This is a genomic window from Pseudoalteromonas sp. SG43-6 (assembly GCF_014164365.1).
Classification (GTDB): Bacteria; Pseudomonadota; Gammaproteobacteria; order Enterobacterales; family Alteromonadaceae; genus Pseudoalteromonas; species Pseudoalteromonas rhizosphaerae.
Genome location: NZ_JACJEZ010000044.1, coordinates 13462 through 35743, shown reverse-complemented (window position 1 = coordinate 35743; position 22282 = coordinate 13462). Strand labels below are relative to the sequence as shown.

19 protein-coding genes are annotated in these 22282 nt (G+C 40.9%); 3 read left to right on the top strand and 16 right to left on the bottom strand.

From position 1 onward, the window contains the following. Window positions 1-6 precede the first annotated feature (6 nt). The 9 genes from H5201_RS17050 to rppH all read right to left on the bottom strand — a co-directional run bounded on the left by H5201_RS17050 (window position 7) and on the right by rppH (window position 8412). Window positions 7-474 (bottom strand): DUF4402 domain-containing protein, encoded by a 468-nt coding sequence (locus H5201_RS17050; protein ID WP_149981657.1) that lies wholly within the window; start codon window positions 472-474, stop codon window positions 7-9. Between the two features lie 7 nt (window positions 475-481). Further along, entirely contained in the window at window positions 482-1075 is a 594-nt protein-coding gene (locus H5201_RS17045) for a DUF4402 domain-containing protein (RefSeq protein ID WP_182739892.1), read from the bottom strand. Between the two features lie 120 nt (window positions 1076-1195). Next, the gene (locus H5201_RS17040) at window positions 1196-1828 is read right to left on the bottom strand and encodes an SPOR domain-containing protein (RefSeq protein WP_259398479.1); all 633 of its coding nucleotides are present in this window, start codon (window positions 1826-1828) and stop codon (window positions 1196-1198) included. 122 nt (window positions 1829-1950) lie between these two features. Beyond that, window positions 1951-2829 (bottom strand): UTP--glucose-1-phosphate uridylyltransferase GalU, encoded by an 879-nt coding sequence (gene galU, locus H5201_RS17035; protein WP_169019966.1) that lies wholly within the window; start codon window positions 2827-2829, stop codon window positions 1951-1953. Window positions 2830-2864: 35 nt separating this feature from the next. After that, a complete protein-coding gene (locus H5201_RS17030; protein WP_182768048.1) occupies window positions 2865-3716 on the bottom strand; it encodes a thymidylate synthase in 852 nt (283 codons plus the stop codon). A 14-nt stretch (window positions 3717-3730) separates the two neighbouring features. Continuing rightward, window positions 3731-4534 carry a prolipoprotein diacylglyceryl transferase gene (lgt, locus tag H5201_RS17025; protein WP_149981669.1) on the bottom strand — a complete coding sequence of 268 codons (804 nt, stop codon included), beginning with the start codon at window positions 4532-4534 and terminating at the stop codon, window positions 3731-3733. A gap of 11 nt (window positions 4535-4545) precedes the next feature. Next, window positions 4546-5355, bottom strand: a complete 810-nt coding sequence (locus H5201_RS17020; RefSeq protein ID WP_182761005.1) for a sulfite exporter TauE/SafE family protein — start codon at window positions 5353-5355, stop codon at window positions 4546-4548. A 244-nt stretch (window positions 5356-5599) separates the two neighbouring features. Continuing rightward, the gene (gene ptsP, locus H5201_RS17015) at window positions 5600-7873 is read right to left on the bottom strand and encodes a phosphoenolpyruvate--protein phosphotransferase (RefSeq protein WP_182785108.1); all 2274 of its coding nucleotides are present in this window, start codon (window positions 7871-7873) and stop codon (window positions 5600-5602) included. Window positions 7874-7890: 17 nt separating this feature from the next. Continuing rightward, window positions 7891-8412 carry an RNA pyrophosphohydrolase gene (gene rppH, locus H5201_RS17010; protein ID WP_145240920.1) on the bottom strand — a complete coding sequence of 174 codons (522 nt, stop codon included), beginning with the start codon at window positions 8410-8412 and terminating at the stop codon, window positions 7891-7893. A 427-nt stretch (window positions 8413-8839) separates the two neighbouring features. Between rppH and mutH the strand changes: the two genes are divergently transcribed. After that, the gene (gene mutH, locus H5201_RS17005; RefSeq protein ID WP_149981676.1) at window positions 8840-9511 is read left to right on the top strand and encodes a DNA mismatch repair endonuclease MutH; all 672 of its coding nucleotides are present in this window, start codon (window positions 8840-8842) and stop codon (window positions 9509-9511) included. Between the two features lie 106 nt (window positions 9512-9617). Here the strand turns inward: mutH and eno are convergent, their stop codons facing one another. The 5 genes from eno to rlmD all read right to left on the bottom strand — a co-directional run bounded on the left by eno (window position 9618) and on the right by rlmD (window position 17112). Further along, complete coding sequence (gene eno, locus H5201_RS17000) at window positions 9618-10916, bottom strand: phosphopyruvate hydratase (RefSeq protein ID WP_145240917.1); 1299 nt, start codon at window positions 10914-10916, stop codon at window positions 9618-9620. Between the two features lie 111 nt (window positions 10917-11027). Beyond that, window positions 11028-12662: a CTP synthase gene (locus H5201_RS16995; RefSeq protein WP_182785107.1), complete on the bottom strand. Its 1635-nt coding sequence runs from the start codon at window positions 12660-12662 to the stop codon at window positions 11028-11030. Between the two features lie 138 nt (window positions 12663-12800). After that, window positions 12801-13613 (bottom strand): nucleoside triphosphate pyrophosphohydrolase, encoded by an 813-nt coding sequence (gene mazG / locus H5201_RS16990; RefSeq protein WP_145240915.1) that lies wholly within the window; start codon window positions 13611-13613, stop codon window positions 12801-12803. 8 nt (window positions 13614-13621) lie between these two features. Then, window positions 13622-15778 (bottom strand): GTP diphosphokinase, encoded by a 2157-nt coding sequence (gene relA / locus H5201_RS16985; RefSeq protein ID WP_145240914.1) that lies wholly within the window; start codon window positions 15776-15778, stop codon window positions 13622-13624. 8 nt (window positions 15779-15786) lie between these two features. Continuing rightward, a complete protein-coding gene (gene rlmD / locus H5201_RS16980; RefSeq protein ID WP_182785106.1) occupies window positions 15787-17112 on the bottom strand; it encodes a 23S rRNA (uracil(1939)-C(5))-methyltransferase RlmD in 1326 nt (441 codons plus the stop codon). A gap of 98 nt (window positions 17113-17210) precedes the next feature. Between rlmD and barA the strand changes: the two genes are divergently transcribed. Further along, on the top strand, window positions 17211-19976 hold the full coding sequence (gene barA / locus H5201_RS16975) for a two-component sensor histidine kinase BarA (protein WP_182785105.1): 2766 nt from the start codon (window positions 17211-17213) through the stop codon (window positions 19974-19976). Here the strand turns inward: barA and H5201_RS16970 are convergent. After that, window positions 19973-20902 carry a hypothetical protein gene (locus tag H5201_RS16970; protein WP_182785104.1) on the bottom strand — a complete coding sequence of 310 codons (930 nt, stop codon included), beginning with the start codon at window positions 20900-20902 and terminating at the stop codon, window positions 19973-19975. The two genes, barA and H5201_RS16970, sit on opposite strands and share 4 nt — an antisense overlap. Window positions 20903-21028: 126 nt before the next feature. On the opposite strand from H5201_RS16970, the gene H5201_RS16965 reads away from it, so the two are divergent. Beyond that, window positions 21029-21496 (top strand): YcxB family protein, encoded by a 468-nt coding sequence (locus H5201_RS16965; RefSeq protein ID WP_145240906.1) that lies wholly within the window; start codon window positions 21029-21031, stop codon window positions 21494-21496. A gap of 26 nt (window positions 21497-21522) precedes the next feature. Here the strand turns inward: H5201_RS16965 and csrA are convergent, their stop codons facing one another. Beyond that, on the bottom strand, window positions 21523-21714 hold the full coding sequence (gene csrA / locus H5201_RS16960) for a carbon storage regulator CsrA (RefSeq protein WP_004587515.1): 192 nt from the start codon (window positions 21712-21714) through the stop codon (window positions 21523-21525). Between the last annotated feature and the right edge of the window lie 568 nt (window positions 21715-22282).

The following is a 22282-nucleotide window of genomic DNA, read 5'->3' as shown; positions in this document are numbered from 1 at the left end:
AAATCCTTAATAATCCACTGAAATTTCTAAGTTTGTGGTTGTTGAATAGTCGCCGTCAACATATTGTTTGCTGCTTGTATTTATTTCTAATTTACCACCAATAAATACATGCACTTCGCTAAACTCATCGCTTGTTGCGTCTTTAGGAAAGCCATTTAAGGTCACTCTAAAGTCGGCACTACTACTTCCTTTAGTATTGTGTTGCATAGTTGCAGGAGCCACTAAATTCATAGAGACTCGAGTGCCAGGGGGGATGTCAGTGAGTATCAGCTCAGCTGGGCGACCTTCTTTAAGGATATAGATTTCGCCAGAAGTGCTAATCGAACCATCATCCTTGATAATTACAGAACCTATTTGATCACTTTTAAGAATAACTAAGGTGCCAAAATCAAGCGCTTGTTGCTCTATACTCGCGGCTCTTGTTGACTGTGAATACAGTATTGAAAGCATCGCAAATAACAAGAAAAAACGCATGATTAAATTAATAAGCAACTTCTAATTGAAAAGTGCCTGTATACTCAGTATCTCGGTACGCTTCGCTAGAAATTGTTGATGCTGTAGAAAGAGTTGCACCAATATTAAACGATACACTGCCATCACCGTCAGCAGTTAAATTAGGCGTCACTGATGAATAATAAGCGTTTGCATTTGGACCGCTAGTGATAAAGTATGTCCAAGTACCAACCGTAAAGTTTGGCTCATTCAAACCTTGGCCATTAGAGCTCAGGGTTGTTGCTGTTGGGTTAGTAATTGATAAACGAGCATTTGGCACTACTTCCGATACTGTAAAAGATGCAGGCGAACCTTGCTCTATTATTGAAATAATCGCAGGTGCGTTATCAGTTCTAGACGATACAGGACTTGCTGTAGGCTCAGGGTTTATAACCAATGTAGCTTGGTTAACACCGTCTGGATCTGCAACCGCTCGAATTGTACCAAAATCTAAGTCATTTCCTTTGGTTAAAACGACAGTATTTTGCACTTTAACTTTCGCATCAAAGCTTTCGGTTGTTGCATAAGTCGCGAATGAGCTTGCTGTAACTGCTGCTGCCAGAAGAGTTAAAGATAATTTCATATTAAATCCTTATAAGTGATGGGACATTACCCTATGTTGCCCCTATCTTAGATATTATCGACACTCAGAACAATTACTTTAAGCTTAATTACTGAAAAATCAGAAAAATAGCTTATTTAATTACAAAGGCTGACCAACAAATGGGGCACTCAGGCATTTTTGGCCTAAATTTTGTGCTAATGAACAAAATAGATTGGCCTCTGTATAATTTTGAAATGGCCCAACTCGTAACCCATACAAGGTAACGCCTTTATTGTGACGCTCTGTCATTACAAAATCTAATTGGCTAAATGCCTGCGGATATTGTTGCTGCAACCTTGCTATTTGCGTTCTCACTCTTTGCGGTTTTAAATACAGCCCAAGTTGCGCGCCTGGCAGTGAGTTGCCATACAGTGGCAGAGGGCGGTTTTCGATAGTTTTTGAGGAGTTAGCAGTATCAGGGATCTGTATTTTTTCAGCATAATGAGCCACCGTAACATTATCTTCGCGAAGCACCGCTGGGTTTTCTGCAATATCAGTTTGAGAGGAAAGTGCCATTATTAATAGTTGCAAGTCTTCCTCCATCGCAGCTAAACGAGTAATACTCTCTTGTTGCGAGTGCCATTGCTGAACATACTCTTTGACTTGTTGATCAGAAATTAATGCAGGCTGCTGTTCCACCGGGTTAGCATTAATACTACTGCACCCACTAAGCCAGACAGTTGCTGTAACCAACACTGTGGTATACCAAGCTTGCTTTTTAAAACACATCATCTGTTAGCATCACAAAATAAATAATGCCATATTATAAGCAAAGTCAGTGCCAGTTTCAGGATTTTTAAGCAATAAAAAAGTGCCACTAAGGCACTTTTATAAGTTAGGCTCAATAAATGAGCTTAAACTAAGGTTTTAATAAAATCACTTAGTTCATCTTTAAATTCATCACGACGCAGTGCAAATTCAATAGTGGCTTTTAAATAGCCCAACTTACTACCGCAATCATGACTACGCCCTTTTATCGCATAAGCAGCAACAGATTCTTTTTCCATTAGCATCGCAATTGCATCTGTTAACTGAATTTCGTCGCCGGCGCCTGCGGGAGTTTTTGCAAGTAATGGCCAAATATTTTTACTTAGCACATAACGACCTACCACAGCCAAATTTGATGGTGCGCTATGCAAGGGAGGTTTTTCAACCATATTAAGGATCGCTGCGCTTTGCCCTTGTTCAAGCTTTACGTCGCCTAAATCGACCACACCAAACTTATCAACATCCTGCATAGGCACAGGCTCAACCATAATTTGGCTCTCACCGTTTGTATTAAAGCGAGTAATCATTTCAGCTAAATTATCTTTTTTAAGATTACTTTCAACATCATCTATGATTACATCAGGTAAAATAACCACAAACGGTTCGTTACCAATAATTGGCGCTGCACAGTTGATTGCGTGCCCTAAGCCTTTTGCTTCACCTTGGCGAACGTGAATAATTGTCACATCTTTAGGGCAAATAGCTTGTACTTCAGCAAGTAACTGACGCTTTACCCGCTTCTCTAGCGTTGCTTCTAGCTCAAAACTGGTATCAAAATGGTTTTCAATCGAGTTTTTACTCGAGTGAGTCACTAATACAATTTCTTTAATACCCGCAGCAACCGCTTCATTAACTACATATTGAATCAAGGGTTTATCTACAACAGGTAACATCTCTTTTGGAATAGCTTTAGTAGCTGGCAACATACGGGTGCCAAGTCCTGCGACTGGGATCACTGCTTTCATTATTCTCTCCTTAAAACTATGATGCTTATTAATTGTTACACTGAAAACGGGTATTTAATTGCTTCATGGCATTGATAGCCATTTACCTCAAAGTCATCACGGGTGACCCACGTTTCGATATCTTCGAGTGATTTAATATTTGGATTAATCGTCAACGTAGGTGATGCAAATGGCTCACGCTGTAACTGCACATCACGCATTAATTCCAGTTGGTTCTCATAAATATGGGCATTAACGATTTTATGGTATGCCTTACCTGCTTTGTGGCCAGTGATCTGCGCGACCAGTGCAAGCAATACAAAACATTGAATTTGATTGAAATTCAAACCAAGTGGCACATCACAACTGCGCTGATACGAGGTTAAATAAAGCGTATCGCCAAGAAGCGAAAAAGTATGCGTGTGCATACATGGGCGCAAACACCCTAACTCAAACTCACCCGGATTATAAAAAGTGATGATCTCGCCTCTGTCATCCACACCATTTTTAAGATTATCAATGACCTTTTTTAGCTGATCTAACGGTGTTCCATCAGGGCGTCGCCAATCACGAGCTTGTACGCCATATACACGGCCCATGTCATCCTCACCTTGGCGGTTCGGATTATTTAACCATGCTTGGTTTTCATTAGCGTTAGCATCCCAAGTCATACAACCTATGTCGCGAAATTGCGCAGCACTGCTATAACCACGTAAATAACCCAACAGCTCTGCGATTGCCGCTTTGTAATAACTTTTTCGGGTGGTGATCATTGGGAACTTGTTGTTCGCAACGTCGTATTCAAGCTCCGCATTAATGACTGTTAAACAACGCGTTCCCGTACGTTTATTCTCAACCCAGATACCTTCATCAACAATGCGCTGACATAACTCTAAATATTGTTTCATTATTCGCTTCTTTTTTATGCTTTACTGGCAACAGCAGGCTGTGGCTTTTTGTATGCCCATATTATCAAACCAAGACCAGCAATGACCATTGGCAATGACAATATTTGACCCATTGATATAAAATCAGCAAACAATCCTAGTTGTGCATCTGGTTCGCGCACATATTCAACGCAGAATCTAAATACCCCATAGCATAGTAAAAATAATCCGCCGACACTACCCGCTGGACGTGGCTTTTTAGTAAACACATACAAAATAATAAACAGCACGAAGCCTTCTAAAAAGGCTTCATACAACTGTGAAGGATGACGCGCCAATGGCCCACCATTTGGGAATACCATAGCCCAAGGCACATCGGTAGTTCTGCCCCATAATTCGCCGTTAATAAAGTTACCAATACGTCCAGCTAAAAGGCCAACCGGCACTAGCGGTGCAACAAAATCACCCACTGCAAGTAACTGTTTTTTACGTGTCCAGGCAAACACACAAATAGCGGTTATCACCCCTAAAGTGCCACCGTGGAAAGACATACCACCTTGATCGATTCTAAATAAATACAGTGGATTTTCTAAAAAGTAACTAAATTGATAAAACAGTACATAGCCAATCCGACCACCCAGAATAACCCCTAACATACCGTAGAACAGTAAATCACTGACCTCTTCTTTCGTCCAACCCGAGCCTGGTTTAGTTGCTTGCCTATTTGCCCACCACATCGCAAAAGCAAAACCAATTAAATACATTAAACCGTACCAACGTACGCTAAGAGGACCGACAGTGAAAATGATCGGATCGATCTCTGGAAATTCAAGAGCCATAAAATTAAACCTTAACTAAAAACCATTTGAAGCGCGATGATAATCAGTAACACCGCGAACACTTTTTTTATCGTTGAAACGGGTAAATAATGCGTTGCTTTGGCTCCTATTGGTGCCATAAACCACGAGGTTATTACTATACCTAATAATGCCGGTAAATACACAAAACCTGCAAAGCCATGTTGTAAATCGGTTACTTGCCAACCAGCGCTGACATATCCCACAGAGCCAAATAGCGCAATCACAATGCCACATGCTGCCGCGCAGCCTATGGCTTTTTTAATATCAACTGAAAAATAGTGCAGTAGCGGCACAATCAATGCGCCGCCACCAATACCAATCAAACCTGATAATCCGCCCATCACTGCGCTAATAGCGCCAATAACTGGGCCACTTGGCATAGGTTTGACCGCGACAGGCTTATTACGAGCAGACAACACCATACGAGCAGCAATAAACACCACACTAACAGCAAAAACGATGCGTAATAACTGTTCTGGAATTAAACTCGCGGCAAAACCACTGATCAGAGCACCAAGTCCAACGCCAGACATAACCCAAGGCGCAATTTCCCATGGCACATTTTGATTTTTATGGTGTGCTAATGCAGATGACGTTGAAGTGAATAAAATAGAGGCAAGCGAGGTAGCAATCGCAATAACCAGTACATGATCAACCGCAACAACATTAAAATGCACTAATAATGAACTCAGTACTGGCACAATAATTAATCCACCGCCAATGCCTAATAACCCAGCTAAAAAACCAACCACACAACCTAATAGCGCGCAGCTGATAATCAGGATAACTAAATCATGCATCGTACACTCTTATAAAATTGGATTTATTATATGCATATACTAATCGATTATATCGAATCTTTACAGCACTCGTTTTGGTAATACCAATCGTGTTAAGTTATTAGCCATTTATAGCGACAGATAAATAGAGTGATAACAAGGCATAAATTTCGACATGTAGTTGTTCTACTTGAGAAATTTATAACGCAGTTAGCGCTTTATTTGGCACGCTAGAATGGTTAAATATTTAAGTCGATTGGTATAACTAAGAAGCCTGATTTGGGGTATAAAATAATTCACCAAGTTGATGCTCAATCATAAAATTACGCGTTAACCTAAGCACTTGTTTTGCAGTAGATTGTGCTAAACACTCCGCCAGTAATGCTTCCATATCGCTGGCTTTTAAACGTCTTAATACCCATTTAACTTTACTTAATGATGAGTAGTTCATACTCAAGCGACGATACCCCATCGCAATCAGCAGTATTGCACCTTCAGGATCGCCACCTAATTCACCACATAAACTAAAGGACATTTCATATTGCTGACACTCTTTTGCAACTTTTTGTAGTACTCTTAATACCGCAGGATGATAGGGATTAAATAAATCAGCAACACGCGCATTAGAACGATCGACGGCAAGTAAGTATTGCGTCAAATCGTTACTACCCACAGAACAAAAATCTACTTTTTTAGACCATTCAGGGAGCATAAATACACTTGAAGGGACTTCTAACATTACGCCAATCTCTGGGCGTTCAATGGCTTGCTCTGGGTATTTTTCTTCCAGTTCAAAATAGGCTTGCTCTAACAATGCTAAAGATTCATCAACCTCTTCGGTACCGCTTATCATTGGCAGCATAATTTTTAAATTACCTAAACCAATGTTTGCTTTAACCATGGCTTTGAGCTGGTCTAAAAAGATCTCTGGGTGGTCCAATGTGACACGAATACCCCGCCAGCCTAAAAATGGGTTTTCTTCTGTAATATCAAAGTAATCAAGTGCTTTATCACCACCAATATCAAGCGTACGCATCACTACAGGTTCTGGATGATAACTGGCTAATACTTCGCGATACCAATTCTCTTGTTCTATTTGTGATGGAAACTGGCCTTTTTGCATAAACCAGGCTTCAGTTCGGTATAAGCCAACGCCATCACAGACTTTGGTGTTAGCTTTTTCAGTATTGAGTTCCAAACCAGCATTGAGCAACAAACTAATATGCTCGCCATCTAATGTCACTGCATCGCATTCTTGCTCAGCCACAAACTTGTCGTTTAATAGACTTTCTTGGTGCTGTAATTGTAAATATTCATCTTGTAGCATTTGCGAAGGCGAAATATATAATCGCCCTGCGTATGCATCTAAAATCATTGGTTTACCATCAAACTGCAATAGCGGTAAATCTTCAATACCCCAAATTGCAGGGATCCCCATTGCACGGGTTAAAATTGACGCATGACTATTTGCCGCACCGTTAACACTTACTACGCCAACTAAATGGCCTTTAGGCACTTCTGCAAGCATGGCTGGGGTTAAAGTATTAGCGATCAGTACTGTATCTTTAGGATAACTTTTTACGGCGTGTTCAGTATTGACGAGATGATGCAGTACGCGCAGGCCGATATCTTTAACATCAACCGCACGCTCTTTGATATAGGGATCCTGCATGGCATTGAATTGCGAGATCAATCGTTCGATCACAATTTTCAATGCACTTTTTGCACACCAGCCTTCTTGCAGTTGTGCTTCAACATTCTGCCCTAAACTTTTTGCATCCAGTAGTTGCTGATACACCTCAAACACTGCCAACGCTTCTTTAGGGATAGAATCGCTAAGAGTCATCGACAAGGTGTTAAATTCTTTGCGGGTTGCAGCAACAGCTTGAGTAAATAAGCGGCGTTGCTCAGTACAGTTATCGTCTTTTTTTAATTCTATCGATTTAAAGTCAAGTTTCGGCAGAATAACAAACGCCTGCCCTATCGCAATTCCTGGCGCGCTAGAAACCCCTTTTAGCACCGAGGTCTGATGAGAAAACTCATCTTGGCGTAGTACTTCTTTGATTTCTGCATGGGCTAATTGCGACGCTAGTTGCGCAGATAACGTAATTAAAAAGGACTCTTCATCTTGACTAAATACACGGGCAATTTTCTGTTGTACAACAATAACGCCCAGCACTTTTTTTTGATGAACTACAGGCACAGACAAAAATGCGTTGAAGCCTTCTTCATTCACTTCAGGAGAGAGTTTAAAACGCGGGTGAGACTTGGCAAAGGCAATATTAATAGGTTCTTCTCGTTGTGCTACTAAGCCAACTAAACCTTCGGTAAAACCGATTCTAAACTTACCCACGGCTGCGGGATTAAGCCCTCTGGTTGCCATTAATACAAAATTATCTTGACTGTAATCAGCAAAATAAATGGAGCAGCACTCAGTTTTCATGGCATCTTTCACCATTTCAACAAAACATGCTAGCGCACTATCCAAACTCGCTTGTTGCGAAACGGACTCTGCAATAGCTCTGAGTGTAGCCAGCATAATACTGCTCCTTTATATTATTTACCTTTATGGCGCCACGTATCTTTGGACTGTTCACGTTTATTAAAAGGCATCGCAAAGGGTGCGAATTCTTTCATAACACGGCGATAAACATCGCGTTTAAACGATACAACTTGCCTTACCGGATACCAATAACTTACCCACCGCCAATCATCAAATTCCGGATGATGTGTTTTTAGTAAGTTGACGTCTTCGTCTTTACAACGCAGTTTCAATAAAAACCATTTTTGCTTTTGCCCAATACACACCGGACTGGAGTCTCGGCGGATCAAACGCTTGGGCAATTTATAACGTAACCAATGTTTTGAACTTGCGACAATTTCTACATCTTCAGGGCGCAAGCCGACTTCTTCGTGTAATTCACGAAACATGGTCTGCTCTGCTGTTTCGCCACTATCAACACCACCTTGAGGAAACTGCCAAGAATGCTGACCATAACGTCTGGCCCAAAAGACCTGTCCCTGATTATTGCAAATTACAATTCCGACATTGGCACGAAAACCTTCGGCATCAATCACCTTAGTGCCTCATTTGTAAGTCGATTTTTAATGATTGTTCCACATTACCTGCAATACGGCAAACAATATTCAGAGTTTTACGCATCTTACTCACAGCTTGTGCATAACTTTAGTTTATACAGCTCATTTTGCAAACAAATCCACAATAACAGATCCAATAACTTGCCTTTTCCACAGTTTCTGTGGATAACATTGTTCATAGTTATGTATTTATCCCAACAAGTTTTCAACACAGCTTAAAGGCTTTACAAATTCAACAGTTAAAAACCATTAAATTCAATACATTAAGCTTAAAGTCAGCAAGTTTCACCTTGTCTAAAAACACAGCGAACTATCACTGGACAAAAAACACCCAAACGCAAAGATATCCACGGTTAAACTCTTTTGCTATCATGAGTAGTGAATTTATACAACCAAATAACTCGCTATGAAACCGATAAAACCACATTCAATCAATGAATTAATGCAACGTGTTAGCAACATTGCAGGACTGACATTAGGCCAATTAGCAAGTCATTATCAGTTTAAAACACCTGAGCATTTATTAAAGGAGAAAGGCTGGACGGGGCAATTGATTGAATATGCATTAGGTGCTACAGCAGGTTCCAAACCTACCCCTGATTTTGAAGAGCTCGGGATTGAACTTAAAACGCTACCAATCTCATATAAAGGCAAACCATTAGAGACCACTTTTGTGTCTGTGACACCGTTATTGAATGTCACAGGTATGACATGGCAGCAAAGTAATGTGCGTAAAAAACTCAATCATGTCTTGTGGCTACCCATACTAGGCGAGCGCGACATTGTGCCATTTGATAGAACCATTGGTAGTGGCTTTTTATGGCAACCCTCAGCAGAGCAAGATGCGCAGTTACAGCGAGACTGGGAAGAACAAATGGAGCTGATAGCACTGGGACGTGTTGATGAGATCTCAGGGCATTTAGGGGATGCGATGCAAATTCGCCCAAAAGCAGCTAATAGCAGAATAGTCACCGATGCCATCGGTCCAAACGGGCAAATTATTAAAACCCTACCCCGAGGTTTTTATTTAAAAACCAGCTTTACAGGGCAGATTTTGAAGCAGCAATTTCAGCTTTAACGCCTAAAAATGCGCGAGATAAACTCGCGCCTACAAGGCACTTAAATAAAAATCCCCGCATTTGCGAGGATTTTTCAAAAGTTTAAATCAGCTTCTTATAAAAGAATTACTGACCTTTAACTTCTTTAAGACCATTAAAAGGTGCTTTAGCGCCTAATTGCTCTTCAATACGTAGCAATTGGTTGTACTTCGCTACACGATCAGAACGGCTCAATGAACCTGTTTTGATTTGACCAGCTGCAGTACCCACTGCTAAATCAGCAATTGTTGAATCTTCAGTTTCGCCTGAGCGATGAGAAATAACAGCAGTGAAACCAGCGTCTTTAGCCATTTTGATTGCAGCTAACGTTTCAGTTAGTGAACCAATTTGGTTAAACTTGATTAAGATTGAGTTAGCAATACCGTTGTCGATACCACGCTTTAAGATCTTAGTGTTTGTCACGAATAAATCGTCACCAACTAATTGGATCTTATCGCCAAGTAGTTTTGTTTGGTGTGCAAAGCCGTCCCAATCAGACTCATCAAGGCCATCTTCGATAGACACGATTGGGTACTGTTCAGTTAGATCTTTTAAGAAGTAGTTAAACTCTTCTGAGGTGAATTTTTTACCTTCGCCTTTAAGGTCGTAGATATTTGCTTCTTTGTCATAAAACTCAGACGCAGCACAATCAAGTGCTAGAGTAATGTCTTTGCCTAACTCGTAGCCTGCATTAGCAACAGCAACTTTAATTGCTGCAAGTGCCGCTTCGTTAGAGGCAAGGTTTGGTGCAAAACCACCTTCATCACCCACTGCGGTTGAATGACCATCAGCTTTAAGTACTTTGGCAAGGCTGTGGAATATTTCTGCACCCATGCGAAGCGCTTCACGGAAGTTGGCAGCGCCAACTGGCTGGATCATGAATTCTTGAATATCAACTGAGTTATCAGCATGCTCACCACCATTGATGATGTTCATCATTGGTAACGGCATAGAATAAACACCTGGTGTACCGTTTAAGTCAGCAATGTGCTCATAAAGCTCTACTTTTTTAGATTGTGCAGCAGCTTTTGCAGTTGCTAATGACACTGCTAAGATTGCATTTGCACCTAATTTTTCTTTATTTTCGGTACCATCTAAATCTAGCATTACTTGGTCAACAGTGCTTTGCTCTAGTGCATTTTGGCCAGCTAAGGCTGTCGCGATTTCATTATTAATAAAACCAACCGCTTTTAATACACCTTTACCTAAGTAACGTGCTTTATCACCATCACGTAATTCTAGTGCTTCGCGAGTACCTGTTGATGCACCTGATGGTGCAGCAGCGCGGCCCCATGAACCGTCAGCTAAATGAACATCAGCTTCTACAGTTGGGTTACCACGCGAATCCATAATTTCGCGACCGATCACTTTTACGATATTTGACATCTTGATTCCTCTTTTCCCAAAATGGTGAGTCTACTCCGACTTTATTAATTTTCCTTAATGCCGTCGACTTTGAAAACAAATAAGCCGTGCATAGTGCACGGCTTATTCATATTACGATGACGCTTTTTGATGAATATGCGCAGCGGCAACAAACCCTTCAAATAGCGGATGACCATCACGCGGTGTTGAGGTGAATTCCGGGTGGAATTGAGCCGCAATAAACCACGGGTGATCTTTATTCTCGATGATTTCAACTAGCTTCTTATCTTCCGATAAACCAGTGAAACTCAAGCCAGCTTTTTCAAGCTGTTCAACAAAATTATTGTTTACTTCGTAACGATGACGATGACGTTCAACAATCTCATCACTACCATATACTTCACGTACTTTTGAGCCTGGTGTTAAATGACATTTTTGTGCGCCTAAACGCATAGTGCCACCTAAATCAGATTTTTCGCTACGTGTTTCAATGTTGCCTTCAGCATCTAACCATTCTGTGATCAAACCAACCACAGGGCTTGACGAGTTAGCATTAAACTCGGTTGAGTTTGCATCTAATAAGCCTGCAACATTACGTGCATACTCAATTAGCGCAACTTGCATACCTAAACAGATACCAAGGTAAGGTACTTTATTTTCACGGGCATATTGTGCCGCTAAAATTTTACCTTCAACACCGCGACCACCAAAACCACCAGGAACTAAAATAGCATCAAGGTTAGCTAATAACTCAGTACCTTTACTTTCAACATCTTGTGAATCAACATATTGAATGTTTACTGTTAAACGATTTTTAAGACCTGCATGTTTAAGTGCTTCGTTTACAGATTTATAGGCATCAGGTAGTTCAATGTATTTACCAACCATACCGATAGTCACTTCACCCGTTGGGTTTGACTCTTGGTATAACACTTGTTCCCACTCAACTAAATCAGCTTCAGGGCAATCAAGATGGAAGCGACGACATACAAAGTTATCAAGCTCTTGCGATTTTAATAGCGCAGGAATTTTATAAATGCTGTCTACATCAGGTAATGAAATAACCGCTTTTTCTTCAACGTTAGTAAAAAGAGCAATCTTTGCACGTTCGTTATTTGGTAATTTACGATCTGAACGGCAGATAAGAATATCTGGTTGAATACCAATCGAGCGTAACTCTTTAACAGAATGCTGTGTTGGTTTGGTTTTCACTTCACCCGCAGGGCCTAAGAATGGCACTAACGTTAAGTGAATAAACAATGCGCGCTCACGGCCAATCTCTGTGCCAAGCTGACGAATTGCTTCTAAGAATGGTTGTGACTCAATATCACCAACCGTTCCACCAATTTCAACGAGTGCCACATCATGGCCTTCAGCACCGTCATAAACACGTTGCTTAATATCGTTGGTAATATGTGGAATAACCTGAATTGTTGCACCAAGGTACTCACCACGACGCTCACGACGCAGCACATCTTCATATACACGACCTTGTGTGAAGTTGTTACGGCTTGTCATTTTGGTACGGATGAAACGTTCATAGTGACCTAAATCAAGATCGGTTTCAGCGCCGTCTTCGGTGACAAATACTTCACCATGTTGAATTGGGCTCATTGTGCCTGGGTCAACGTTGATATAAGGATCCAGCTTTAAAATGGTAACATTTAAACCACGGGCCTCTAAAATAGCTGCCAACGATGCTGCTGCAATACCTTTACCCAACGAGGAAACAACCCCGCCGGTAACGAAGATAAATTTTGTACTCATGCGAACCCTAGAATATCAGGAATTAAAAGGAAAAATATAGAATCAAGACGGGGCGAAATTATAGCAAAGGCACTGCCATCAATCCAGCGAAAGTTAGTAATTCTCTGCACAAAAAACGCACTCAGCGTTTCGCATTATTTACTGCTGCTTTTTTATCGCATCCCATGCGGCATCCATTTCAGCAAGGGTTGCTGTATCAAGCGATTGCCCACGCTCACATAAATAGGCTTGTACTTTTTCAAATCGCGCTGAAAACTTATCGTTGGCGCTACGTAATAATTGCTCTGGGTCACGTTTAATATGCCGTGCTACATTAACTGTAGCAAACAATAAATCGCCGATTTCTTCTGCGCTGTGTGCTGAAAATGGATCAACGGCTAACGCTTCTTTTACTTCATCAACTTCTTCAGCCACTTTATCTAATGCACCATGATAACTAGGCCAATCAAAGCCTAATCCTGCAACCCGCTGCTGAATTTTTTTGGCTTTACTCAAACTAGGCAGATTTGCAGGTATATCTTGCCATAATGTGTTGCTCTGCGGTTCAGCTTTTGCTGCCCGCTCCTGTGCTTTTATGGTTTGCCACTGCTCACTGAGTTGTTGTTCAGTCAGCCCTTGCTGATCGGCAAATACATGTGGATGGCGACGCACTAACTTATTATTTAGCCCAGCCATTACATCATTAAAATCAAATAACCCTTGCTCTTGTGCCAATTGCGCATAAAAAATCACTTGAAAGAGTAAATCACCCAGTTCATTTTTAAGCTCACCGAAATCACCTTTTTCAATGCAATCGGCTACCTCGTATGCTTCTTCTAAGGTATGCGGTACGATGGATGTAAAGTCTTGCTTTAAATCCCACGGGCAGCCTGTTGCTGGGTCACGTAATTTAGCCATAATGGCTAATAACTCAGTTAATGTATTCGTTGAGGTATTAGTTGTCTGGTTCATTTACATTCCTAGTGACTACGTTTTGCTTCATGCACGCCTTCGATTTGATCTAATTTTGATAGTAATCGATTGGTACTTGATAAATCATGTACTTCCACTTGCATGGTAAACAACGCTAATTGGCGGTCGTCCACGGTTTCCATATTCATATTCAGCACATTAACTTTTTCATTGGCCAGTACCGAACTAATATCACGTATAAGCCCAGCTCTGTCACTTGCTTCAATTTTAATACACAGGGCATAAGAGCCGTTAATTTCGTCTGACCAACTAACCGCAATAACACGCTCAGGATGTTGTGTTCTTAGATTATTAAAAGAATCACAATCAGTCCTATGCACACCTATGCCACGCCCTTGCGTGATATAACCGATTATTGACTCACCAGGAACTGGGCGGCAACATTTAGCCACATGGCTCATTAAACTACCAACCCCATCAACCACGATACCATTTTTATCACCGCTGATTTTAGTCGGGTTCTTAAAGCGGATGACGGGCTCGTCATCAGAGCGATCCGTGATAAAATTCAGCAACTGATTTAAACGCACATCACCGGCGCCAATCGCAACCATTAAGTCATCTAACTCTTTAAAGTTATAGCGAGTAATAGCCGGCTCTAAGTTTTTGTAGGTCAGATCGAGCTTTTGCAATTCATTATCTAGAATTTCTTTACCAGCACTGAGATTTTTATCGCGATCGAGTTGTTTAAACCAGTGGTGTATTTTCGCTCTCGCGCGGGATGATTTAATATATCCCAGTGATGGATTTAACCAATCGCGGCTAGGATTAGGTTGTTTTTGGGTTAAAATTTCAACCTGATCGCCAGTGTGTAATTGATGGGTAAAAGGCACAATTTTGCCAAATACTTTTGCACCAATACAACGATGACCGACATTTGAGTGAATATAATAAGCAAAATCCAATGGTGTTGCGCCCAGCGGTAAATCAAAAATATCGCCTCGAGGGGTGAAAATATACACCCGATCTTCGACCACTTGATTTTTTAGCTCTTCGGCTAAATCGCTGCCATCAACCACCTCTTCTTGCCATTGCAATAATTTACGCAACCAGCTAATTTTTTGCTCATACCCAGAACCACGCCCAGGTAACGCCCCTTCTTTATACATCCAGTGCGCAGCGACTCCGAGCTCAGCATCTTGGTGCATCGCGTGGGTACGAATTTGGATTTCAACCGTTTTGCCTTCTGGGCCAAATACTACGGTATGAATAGATTGATAACCATTTTGTTTAGGGGTGGCAATATAATCATCAAATTCTTTATTTAGATGGCGCCAATTGGTGTGTACGATCCCCAGCGCACCGTAACAATCTTGCAATTCATCCACCACAATACGCATGGCGCGAATATCGAATAACTGGTCAAACTCGTAATTCTTTTGCGCCATTTTTTTGTAAATACTGTAGATATGTTTTGGCCGACCATATACCTCGCCTTTAATACCTGCTTGAGCCAGTTTAGTTTTAACTTGCTCAACCATATCTACCATATAAGCTTCGCGACCTAGGCGCTTATCATCCAATTGCTTGGCAATATTTTTATACACATCAGGGTGCAAATAGCGAAACGATAGATCTTCCAGCTCCCACTTTAATTGCCCAATCCCTAACCGGTTAGCAAGTGGCGCAAAGATATCAGCGGTTTCTTTTGCAGCAATCACCCGCTCTTCTTCGTTGGCGTTTTTAACCTCTCGTAAATGACATACCTGCTCAGCAAGTTTAATAACCACAGCGCGCACATCTTCAACCATCGCCAATAACATACGGCGTATATTATCAACTTGAACGGTGCCAGTACCTTGATGAGCCAAAGTGCTAATAGTAGCCATTTGTGCAACACCCGTTAGCAGAGTTGCCACATGGCTCCCCATCACATCGCTTACTGTATCGATGTCGATTAGATTAGCCAAAAAACTCGGCGTAATATATGCGGTAGCGAGGGTGTCTGCATCGAGATTCATTTCCACCAAAATTTCGACCATTTCCATGGCAATATTTTGTTGCTGATGATTATGCAGTTCAGCGCAAAGGGTATTCGCTTTACTTAATAGTTCGCGCTTTTCTTGCGTTAAGTTAAGTAAACCAAGTCGTGTGCTAAAATCACCCGGTTTGTCGTGTTGGTGTGATTGCCGAGTAGCTACCATAATGCGCTCTACCTCCGTTGAAATAACGCCATCGTTTCGATATGCCCCGTGTGTGGAAACATATTCATTAGCCCTATTTTTTCAAGTGAAAATGCAGCTTGCGTAATAATTGCGCTGTCACGGGCTAAAGTAACAGGGTCGCAAGATACATATAAAATCGTTTTAAATTGCTTCAGAGGCAGTTGCTCTAAAATAGCTAAGGCACCGGTACGTGAAGGGTCCAGTACTAATACATTCAACTCTTTACTAAACCACGGAGCTTGCTGCATTGTTTGTGTTAAATCAAAACAATGAAAATGAGCATTGGCTATATGGTTAGTTTGCGCATTTTGCGCCGCCATTGCAACCGCAGAAGCCACTCCTTCAACACCAATTACGCTTTTTGCGTTATTTGCCAGCGCTAAAGCGAAGTTACCAATCCCACAAAATAGGTCTAGTACCTGTTCGTCCCCTTTTAAACTAAGCCAGTCAACCGCTTGAGAAAGCATAGCTTGATTTACCTGCGCATTGACTTGAATAAAGTTTTCCAGCCCAAACGTAAATTTTAGTCCAAGCTCAGGTAAGCTATAAAACGGCATAGGTAAATGGCTGTGGTTAATTTGCTGAGTATCTCCTTGCCATATTATTTGCCACTGATGATCAAGCCCCTGCTGCTCAATAGTTGCTTTTAGCTTATCACTGATGCTTTTAGTGTGGCGGATCACCACAAAATTTTGCTCATCTGCTTGGCATAATTGTATATGGCTAACACTGCGAAGTTCGCCATATTGGTTCAATAACTGATCAAAAACAGTAAAAATTGCGGCAAAATCGTCACTCAGTACTGCACACTGCTGCACACTGACAATTTGTTTAGAACCTTGCGCGCGATAACCAACCCGCATTTTTTTTGCGGTTTTATCAAACATCACCGCTAACCGCGCACTGCGACGGTAGTGCGTCGGCTCGCTCAATAACGGCGCTTGCCAATTCATTGCATCAAGCTTGGCAAACTTTGAAAACAGCTGGCTAACCGCCACTTGCTTTTCAACTAATTGTTGATCAAGTCGCAAATGCTGTAATTGGCAACCACCACATTGTTGATAATGTTCGCAAAACGGTTTAACCCGTGCTTCACTGGCCTGCTCAACTTTTATCGTTTTAGCCGCGCTATAACGAGCTTTATCTTCGGTTAGTTTGGCCTTAACCGTTTCACCTGTCAGTGCACCGCTAACAAAGCACACTTTATTATTATGCTTGGCAATCCCCCGACCTTGATGATCCATTCCTGAAATGGCTAAAGTTAACGACTGCCCAGAAAGGGTTTTCTTTTTTGCTTGGAAAAACTGCGCCATCGGGCAACACCTTAAATATTGATTCTACGAGGGTGATTGATTACTAGCTTATAAGTATATACTCTTTAACTAACTAATAATGATAACAACGTTCACTTATGACTAAACTTGGTTTGCGCGACTCAGTTTTAACGCTAACACTTATTCCCACAGTGATTATCGGATTACTACTTGGCGGCTATTTTACAATAAATCGTTACATTGAGCTTGATGAAATTTTATATCAGCAAGGTGCGACTATCTCAGAGCCACTGTCGATTGCCATTGAGCAGCCATTATTAGCAAAAAATAAACAGCTACTAAACCGTTTGATCAGCCATGCGCATAATAAACACTCACCAGCAATTAAAACCATCGCCATTTTTGACGAGCATAATGAACTGGTATTAACCAGTAACTATCACCGTGACTTTGATGATCTACTGCACAGTGAGTACTTGCAAGCAGGAAAAAACACCAAAGTAGTGCCCAGCGACCACCTAGTTACATTTTTTACGCCGATCATCAACCACTCAACGCCAGACGCACAGTGGAATAATGCAACGTTTCAAACATCCCTTGGCACTGTGGTTATTCAGCTCAACAAAGACCAAGCGATTATTGGTCAGCAACAGGCATTATTAGTCAGCGGTATTGTCATTATTTTAGCCTTAGTGTTGGCGGCTATTTTAGCCATCAGGCTTAGCCATATGTTTATGACCCCATTAAATAAGTTAGTACTGGCTACCGACAAATTAATCGAAGGGAAAAGAGAAACCGGCCTAACCGCTCCGATGATGGGCGAGTTTGAATTATTACGCCAAGGGCTAAACACCATTTCTGATACTATGGTGATGCAAAAAGATGAAATGCAAAAGCACATCGATCAGGCGACCAGTGACTTGCGCGAGTCGTTAGAATTATACGAAACACAAAATATTCAGCTCAGTATTGCTAAAACCGATGCCCAAGACGCCAACCGCGTAAAATCGGACTTTTTAGCGAAAATGAGTCACGAACTGCGCACACCACTCAATGGTGTAATTGGCTTTACTCGTCAATTACATAAAACACCGCTTAATAAACATCAAAAAGATTACCTCGATACCATCGAACTCTCAGCCAATAGTTTAATGACTATCATCAGCGATATTTTAGATTTTTCGAAGCTTGAAGCAGGCGCCATGGAACTTGAGTCCATTCAATTTCAACTACGTGACACAATAAACGAAGTACTTACGCTACTGGCCCCCAGTGCGCATGAAAAACAATTAGAGCTATCGATTTATATCAACTCACTGGTGCCTGATAACATTACTGGTGATCCGACCCGCTTTAAACAAATTCTGATCAACTTGATTAGTAATGCAATTAAGTTTACTGAAAAAGGCTCAATTAAAATTGATGTTGGCCATCGTTTACTTGATGAAGAACGGACCTCAGTATTAGTGTCGGTAACCGATACAGGCGTTGGCATTCCAATGGATAAACAAGATGCCTTGTTCACTCCTTTTGGCCAAGCTGATTCAAGCATTACCCGTAAATTTGGTGGCACAGGCCTTGGCTTAATTATTACCAAGCACATAGTTGAAACCATGGGTGGCCGCATTACCTTAAACTCAGCACCTGGTAACGGCACCTGCTTTACTTTTAATGGTGTATTTAGGCTTCCAAGCCATATTTATAACAGCGACTTACCAAGTAGATCTCTTGCAAATAAACGTATTTTATACCTAGAACCGCATGAACATACCCATAATGCGGTGCTCTCTTTACTCACCGAGTGGCAAACAAGGGTTACTGCGTGCTTTGACCAAGAAACCTTTTTACAAGAGTTAAACAAAGAGTTTAATTACGATATTTGTATTATTGGTCATGTTGCCGCAGTTGACGAAATGCAACGCTTAAAAAGCTATATCAAAGCAGTCCGTGAATCGACTGACTACCTGTATTTAATGCTTAATTCGGTATCGCATAATATGCGCGAAGCATATATTGGCTGTGGTGCAGATGCGTGTTTAAGTAAACCGCTGAACCACCGCAAGCTCTGTGAAGTGCTTGCAGCACCTTATCGACTCGATCATCCCGTACACAATATTGAAGAAAATGACGAAAAGTTATTACCGCTAAAAGTATTAGTCGTTGATGATAATGATGCCAATTTAAAGTTACTTTGTACTTTATTAGAAGAGCAAATTGAAACTATCGATACCGCTCATAATGGCTCACAAGCCTATAGTTTGAGCAAAAGCCATAAATACGACATTATTTTTATGGATATTCAAATGCCCATTATGGACGGTATTACCGCCTGTAAACTGATCCTAGAATCATCCTTAAACGAAGATACCCCTATTATTGCAGTCACAGCACACGCCTTAGCAGGCGAGAAAGAGCAACTTATTACCGATGGCTTTAAAGGGTATTTAACTAAACCTATTGATGAAGATATGCTGAAACAAATTATCAGTGATCATAGTCCACAATCACCGCTGCGACGAGACAAAAGCCGCAATGAGCTAGTTGCTATTGAGCCTCCTTTTGTAAGCTCTTCACTGGATTGGCCATTAGCACTGCAACGTGCCGGCGGTAAAAACGAACTGGCGCTTGAAATGCTTAATATGTTGTTACTCAGTGTGCCAGAAACCCTGCGACTACTTGAAGAAGCAACCGCCAGCCAAGATTGCGAACATGTGCTAAGTATTATTCATAAATTTCACGGTGCTTGTTGTTACACTGGCGTACCCAAGCTCAAGGCACTCGCTGAAGCACTGGAAACCGCGTTAAAAGGCGATTGTGATTTAAGTTATATTGAGCCTGAGCTTTTTGAGCTGCAAGACGAACTTGAAAACCTGATGACCGATGCCGGCTTAGCCGAACATTAACGGCAGATCCGCTTAAGTGATTTACCACTTTTTAAGCTACTGATCTGCCAAGTTACATCTGTATCTTGTTGCACCAGACTTACTTTGGCAATGTCACTAAACATAAAATCACCGGGTACATTAAGCCGCGTTAAATTTTGTGATAATGGTTGCTGACAATAAGGGCCTGTATCACCGTGGATCACTAATACCGGCTTTTTTACTGTATTTGCAAATTCCGCCAAAGCATCACGATACACTTTAAAACCATCACACTGTTCTGGCTGAGTTTTACTGCATGCCGGTTGTGCTGTTTGATGGGTGTAAATATCTGCCTGAAAAGCAATCACATAACCTTTGGCTGCTGGGTTTGCTTGCGCTAACCAGTTAAGGTTGTTGCCGTCTCTTGTATCAGCTTGTTGATAAGCAAGTTGTTTATCACTTTTTAGCACCTCTCGACGGCCATTGTGGGTGCCTGCAATATGCAGCGTTATAAACTCTACATCAGCGAACCGCCAACGCGCATTTTCGTGCATGCTAGGCTGTTGCTGAAAATCAACTAAGGTATTGGCTTTTTCAAGGTATTTATCATCAAACATCAAGGTTTTTAAAAATACCAAGCGCTCTAATTCATCATAACGAGGAGTTAAATTTTTGCGGTCGCAATCAGTCCATTCATTGTCACCGGGGGTGTAAATGAATGGCTGCGTAGTTAAAGAGGTAAGTAACTGTTTATGCTTCTCAAGCAACTCATTGGTGCAAGGCTCAGAACCGGATTTCATATCGCCAACATGGATCAAAAAAGCATGCTCAGTCGTTTTTATTTTTTTACCCAAAGCTCCTATTGGCGCTAAATTCATTTCATCAATTGGAGTATATGGCATATCCCCCATCACCAAAAACGCATTACTGGACAGCGCCCAAGTCAAACCAATTAAACTAAACATCACCATCCCCTATCACGCAAATGATCTTAAGCTCTCATAGTAACAAACAAATGAACAGTTAAAAGAACGGCTTTTTGCGACTAAGCTTGCTAAAATAACCGCACAGTAATCCTGAATTTGTTAATCATGTCATTTAGCACCACTTATACATTAGATAAACCCTACTTTTACGAATGTTTTGATGAGTCTCTGCCTTACAGCGCACAAGCAAAGCCGAAATATGTTTTTTTAGTATTATTGGTTAGTTTAGGACTTACAGCTATTTATTGGTTAGAAAAACACTATTTAGGAAATTTCTTGATCATGGCCGCAGTACTTGAATGTGTTGCTTTTTATTATCGCAGGCCTTGGTGGGTAACGCGGCAAATGCTTAGTCGAGCATCAGGCTCTGAGGCAACGTTAACTATTGATGAAAGCGGTTTTAAAAGCGAAAACCCACATAAAAGCTATCAGCTAGCATGGCAAGATATTGATGAAGTAATTTTTACTGTTCGCGGTATTATTTTAAAAAGTCGTCGCGGCATGCAGTACGTTTCAAACAGCGTACTGAGTGATGAGATTATTGAATACATAAAAAAAAGAGCCACTAAATAGTGGCTCTTTCATATCAATTAAATTGATTAAGCATTGCCCGGATTTGGGTTAGACTTTTCAGCTTGAATACGCATGTAAATTTCTTCACGGTGTACCGAAACGTCTTTAGGTGCATTAACACCAATACGTACTTGATTTCCTTTAACACCTAGTACAGTGACAGTTACTTCGTCACCAATCATTAGGGTTTCACCTACTCGACGAGTTAGTATTAGCATTCTCTTGCTCCCGTATTCCAATAAATTAAAAGATTCCGCGTCTGTATATTAAAGAAAATAAGCCTTAATAGTAAGTAAAAACTCTAAATCGATTCATTTTCTGTTAAAAAAACTCTTTATAATGCGCCTATTGCCAATTCTAAGTATGTTTCATCTATTCAAACTAATATTTTAATATCAGATCTTGATACGTGTTTACGTTAATCTATAAAAACAAACTTACTACACTACGATATGATTTCATAGTCACTGCCTCAATGGCGACTTTAGTAACTGAGCAACCAACAGAAATTTCTTTACTGTTAATATAATGGTGGTTGTCATTTAATACTTCAAGTAGTTACTAAAATCTTTTCTGTGCACTATAACGGCAGTCGATATAAGCATAGCCTATTTTTTCAAAGTTATGATTAATCTTAACTATTTGGACGCAGTTATCGAGAAAAAGTTTCAATAAAAATTAGTTTTATCATCGCTGTGGAGAGTTTATGGGGATAGTTCCGAGTTTTTTCGTAATTAAGGTAAATCCAGTGGCAATAAAAAATGCGGTAGTGTGTATTTAGTAAGG

What these genes read in the sequence shown, in the direction of transcription:
- rlmD (WP_182785106.1), bottom strand. Translation starts at nt 17,112, where the DNA reads ATGGCGCAGTTTTTCCAAGCAAAAAAGAAAACCCTTTCTGGGCAGTCG.
- barA (WP_182785105.1), top strand. Translation starts at nt 17,211, where the DNA reads ATGACTAAACTTGGTTTGCGCGACTCAGTTTTAACGCTAACACTTATT.
- ptsP (WP_182785108.1), bottom strand. Translation starts at nt 7,873, where the DNA reads ATGCTGGCTACACTCAGAGCTATTGCAGAGTCCGTTTCGCAACAAGCG.
- galU (WP_169019966.1), bottom strand. Translation starts at nt 2,829, where the DNA reads ATGAAAGCAGTGATCCCAGTCGCAGGACTTGGCACCCGTATGTTGCCA.
- H5201_RS17050 (WP_149981657.1), bottom strand. Translation starts at nt 474, where the DNA reads ATGCGTTTTTTCTTGTTATTTGCGATGCTTTCAATACTGTATTCACAG.
- lgt (WP_149981669.1), bottom strand. Translation starts at nt 4,534, where the DNA reads ATGGCTCTTGAATTTCCAGAGATCGATCCGATCATTTTCACTGTCGGT.
- H5201_RS16965 (WP_145240906.1), top strand. Translation starts at nt 21,029, where the DNA reads ATGTCATTTAGCACCACTTATACATTAGATAAACCCTACTTTTACGAA.
- H5201_RS17045 (WP_182739892.1), bottom strand. Translation starts at nt 1,075, where the DNA reads ATGAAATTATCTTTAACTCTTCTGGCAGCAGCAGTTACAGCAAGCTCA.
- mutH (WP_149981676.1), top strand. Translation starts at nt 8,840, where the DNA reads ATGAAACCGATAAAACCACATTCAATCAATGAATTAATGCAACGTGTT.
- H5201_RS17030 (WP_182768048.1), bottom strand. Translation starts at nt 3,716, where the DNA reads ATGAAACAATATTTAGAGTTATGTCAGCGCATTGTTGATGAAGGTATC.
- H5201_RS16995 (WP_182785107.1), bottom strand. Translation starts at nt 12,662, where the DNA reads ATGAGTACAAAATTTATCTTCGTTACCGGCGGGGTTGTTTCCTCGTTG.
- mazG (WP_145240915.1), bottom strand. Translation starts at nt 13,613, where the DNA reads ATGAACCAGACAACTAATACCTCAACGAATACATTAACTGAGTTATTA.
- relA (WP_145240914.1), bottom strand. Translation starts at nt 15,778, where the DNA reads ATGGTAGCTACTCGGCAATCACACCAACACGACAAACCGGGTGATTTT.
- H5201_RS16970 (WP_182785104.1), bottom strand. Translation starts at nt 20,902, where the DNA reads ATGTTTAGTTTAATTGGTTTGACTTGGGCGCTGTCCAGTAATGCGTTT.
- H5201_RS17020 (WP_182761005.1), bottom strand. Translation starts at nt 5,355, where the DNA reads ATGCATGATTTAGTTATCCTGATTATCAGCTGCGCGCTATTAGGTTGT.
- H5201_RS17040 (WP_259398479.1), bottom strand. Translation starts at nt 1,828, where the DNA reads ATGATGTGTTTTAAAAAGCAAGCTTGGTATACCACAGTGTTGGTTACA.
- csrA (WP_004587515.1), bottom strand. Translation starts at nt 21,714, where the DNA reads ATGCTAATACTAACTCGTCGAGTAGGTGAAACCCTAATGATTGGTGAC.
- eno (WP_145240917.1), bottom strand. Translation starts at nt 10,916, where the DNA reads ATGTCAAATATCGTAAAAGTGATCGGTCGCGAAATTATGGATTCGCGT.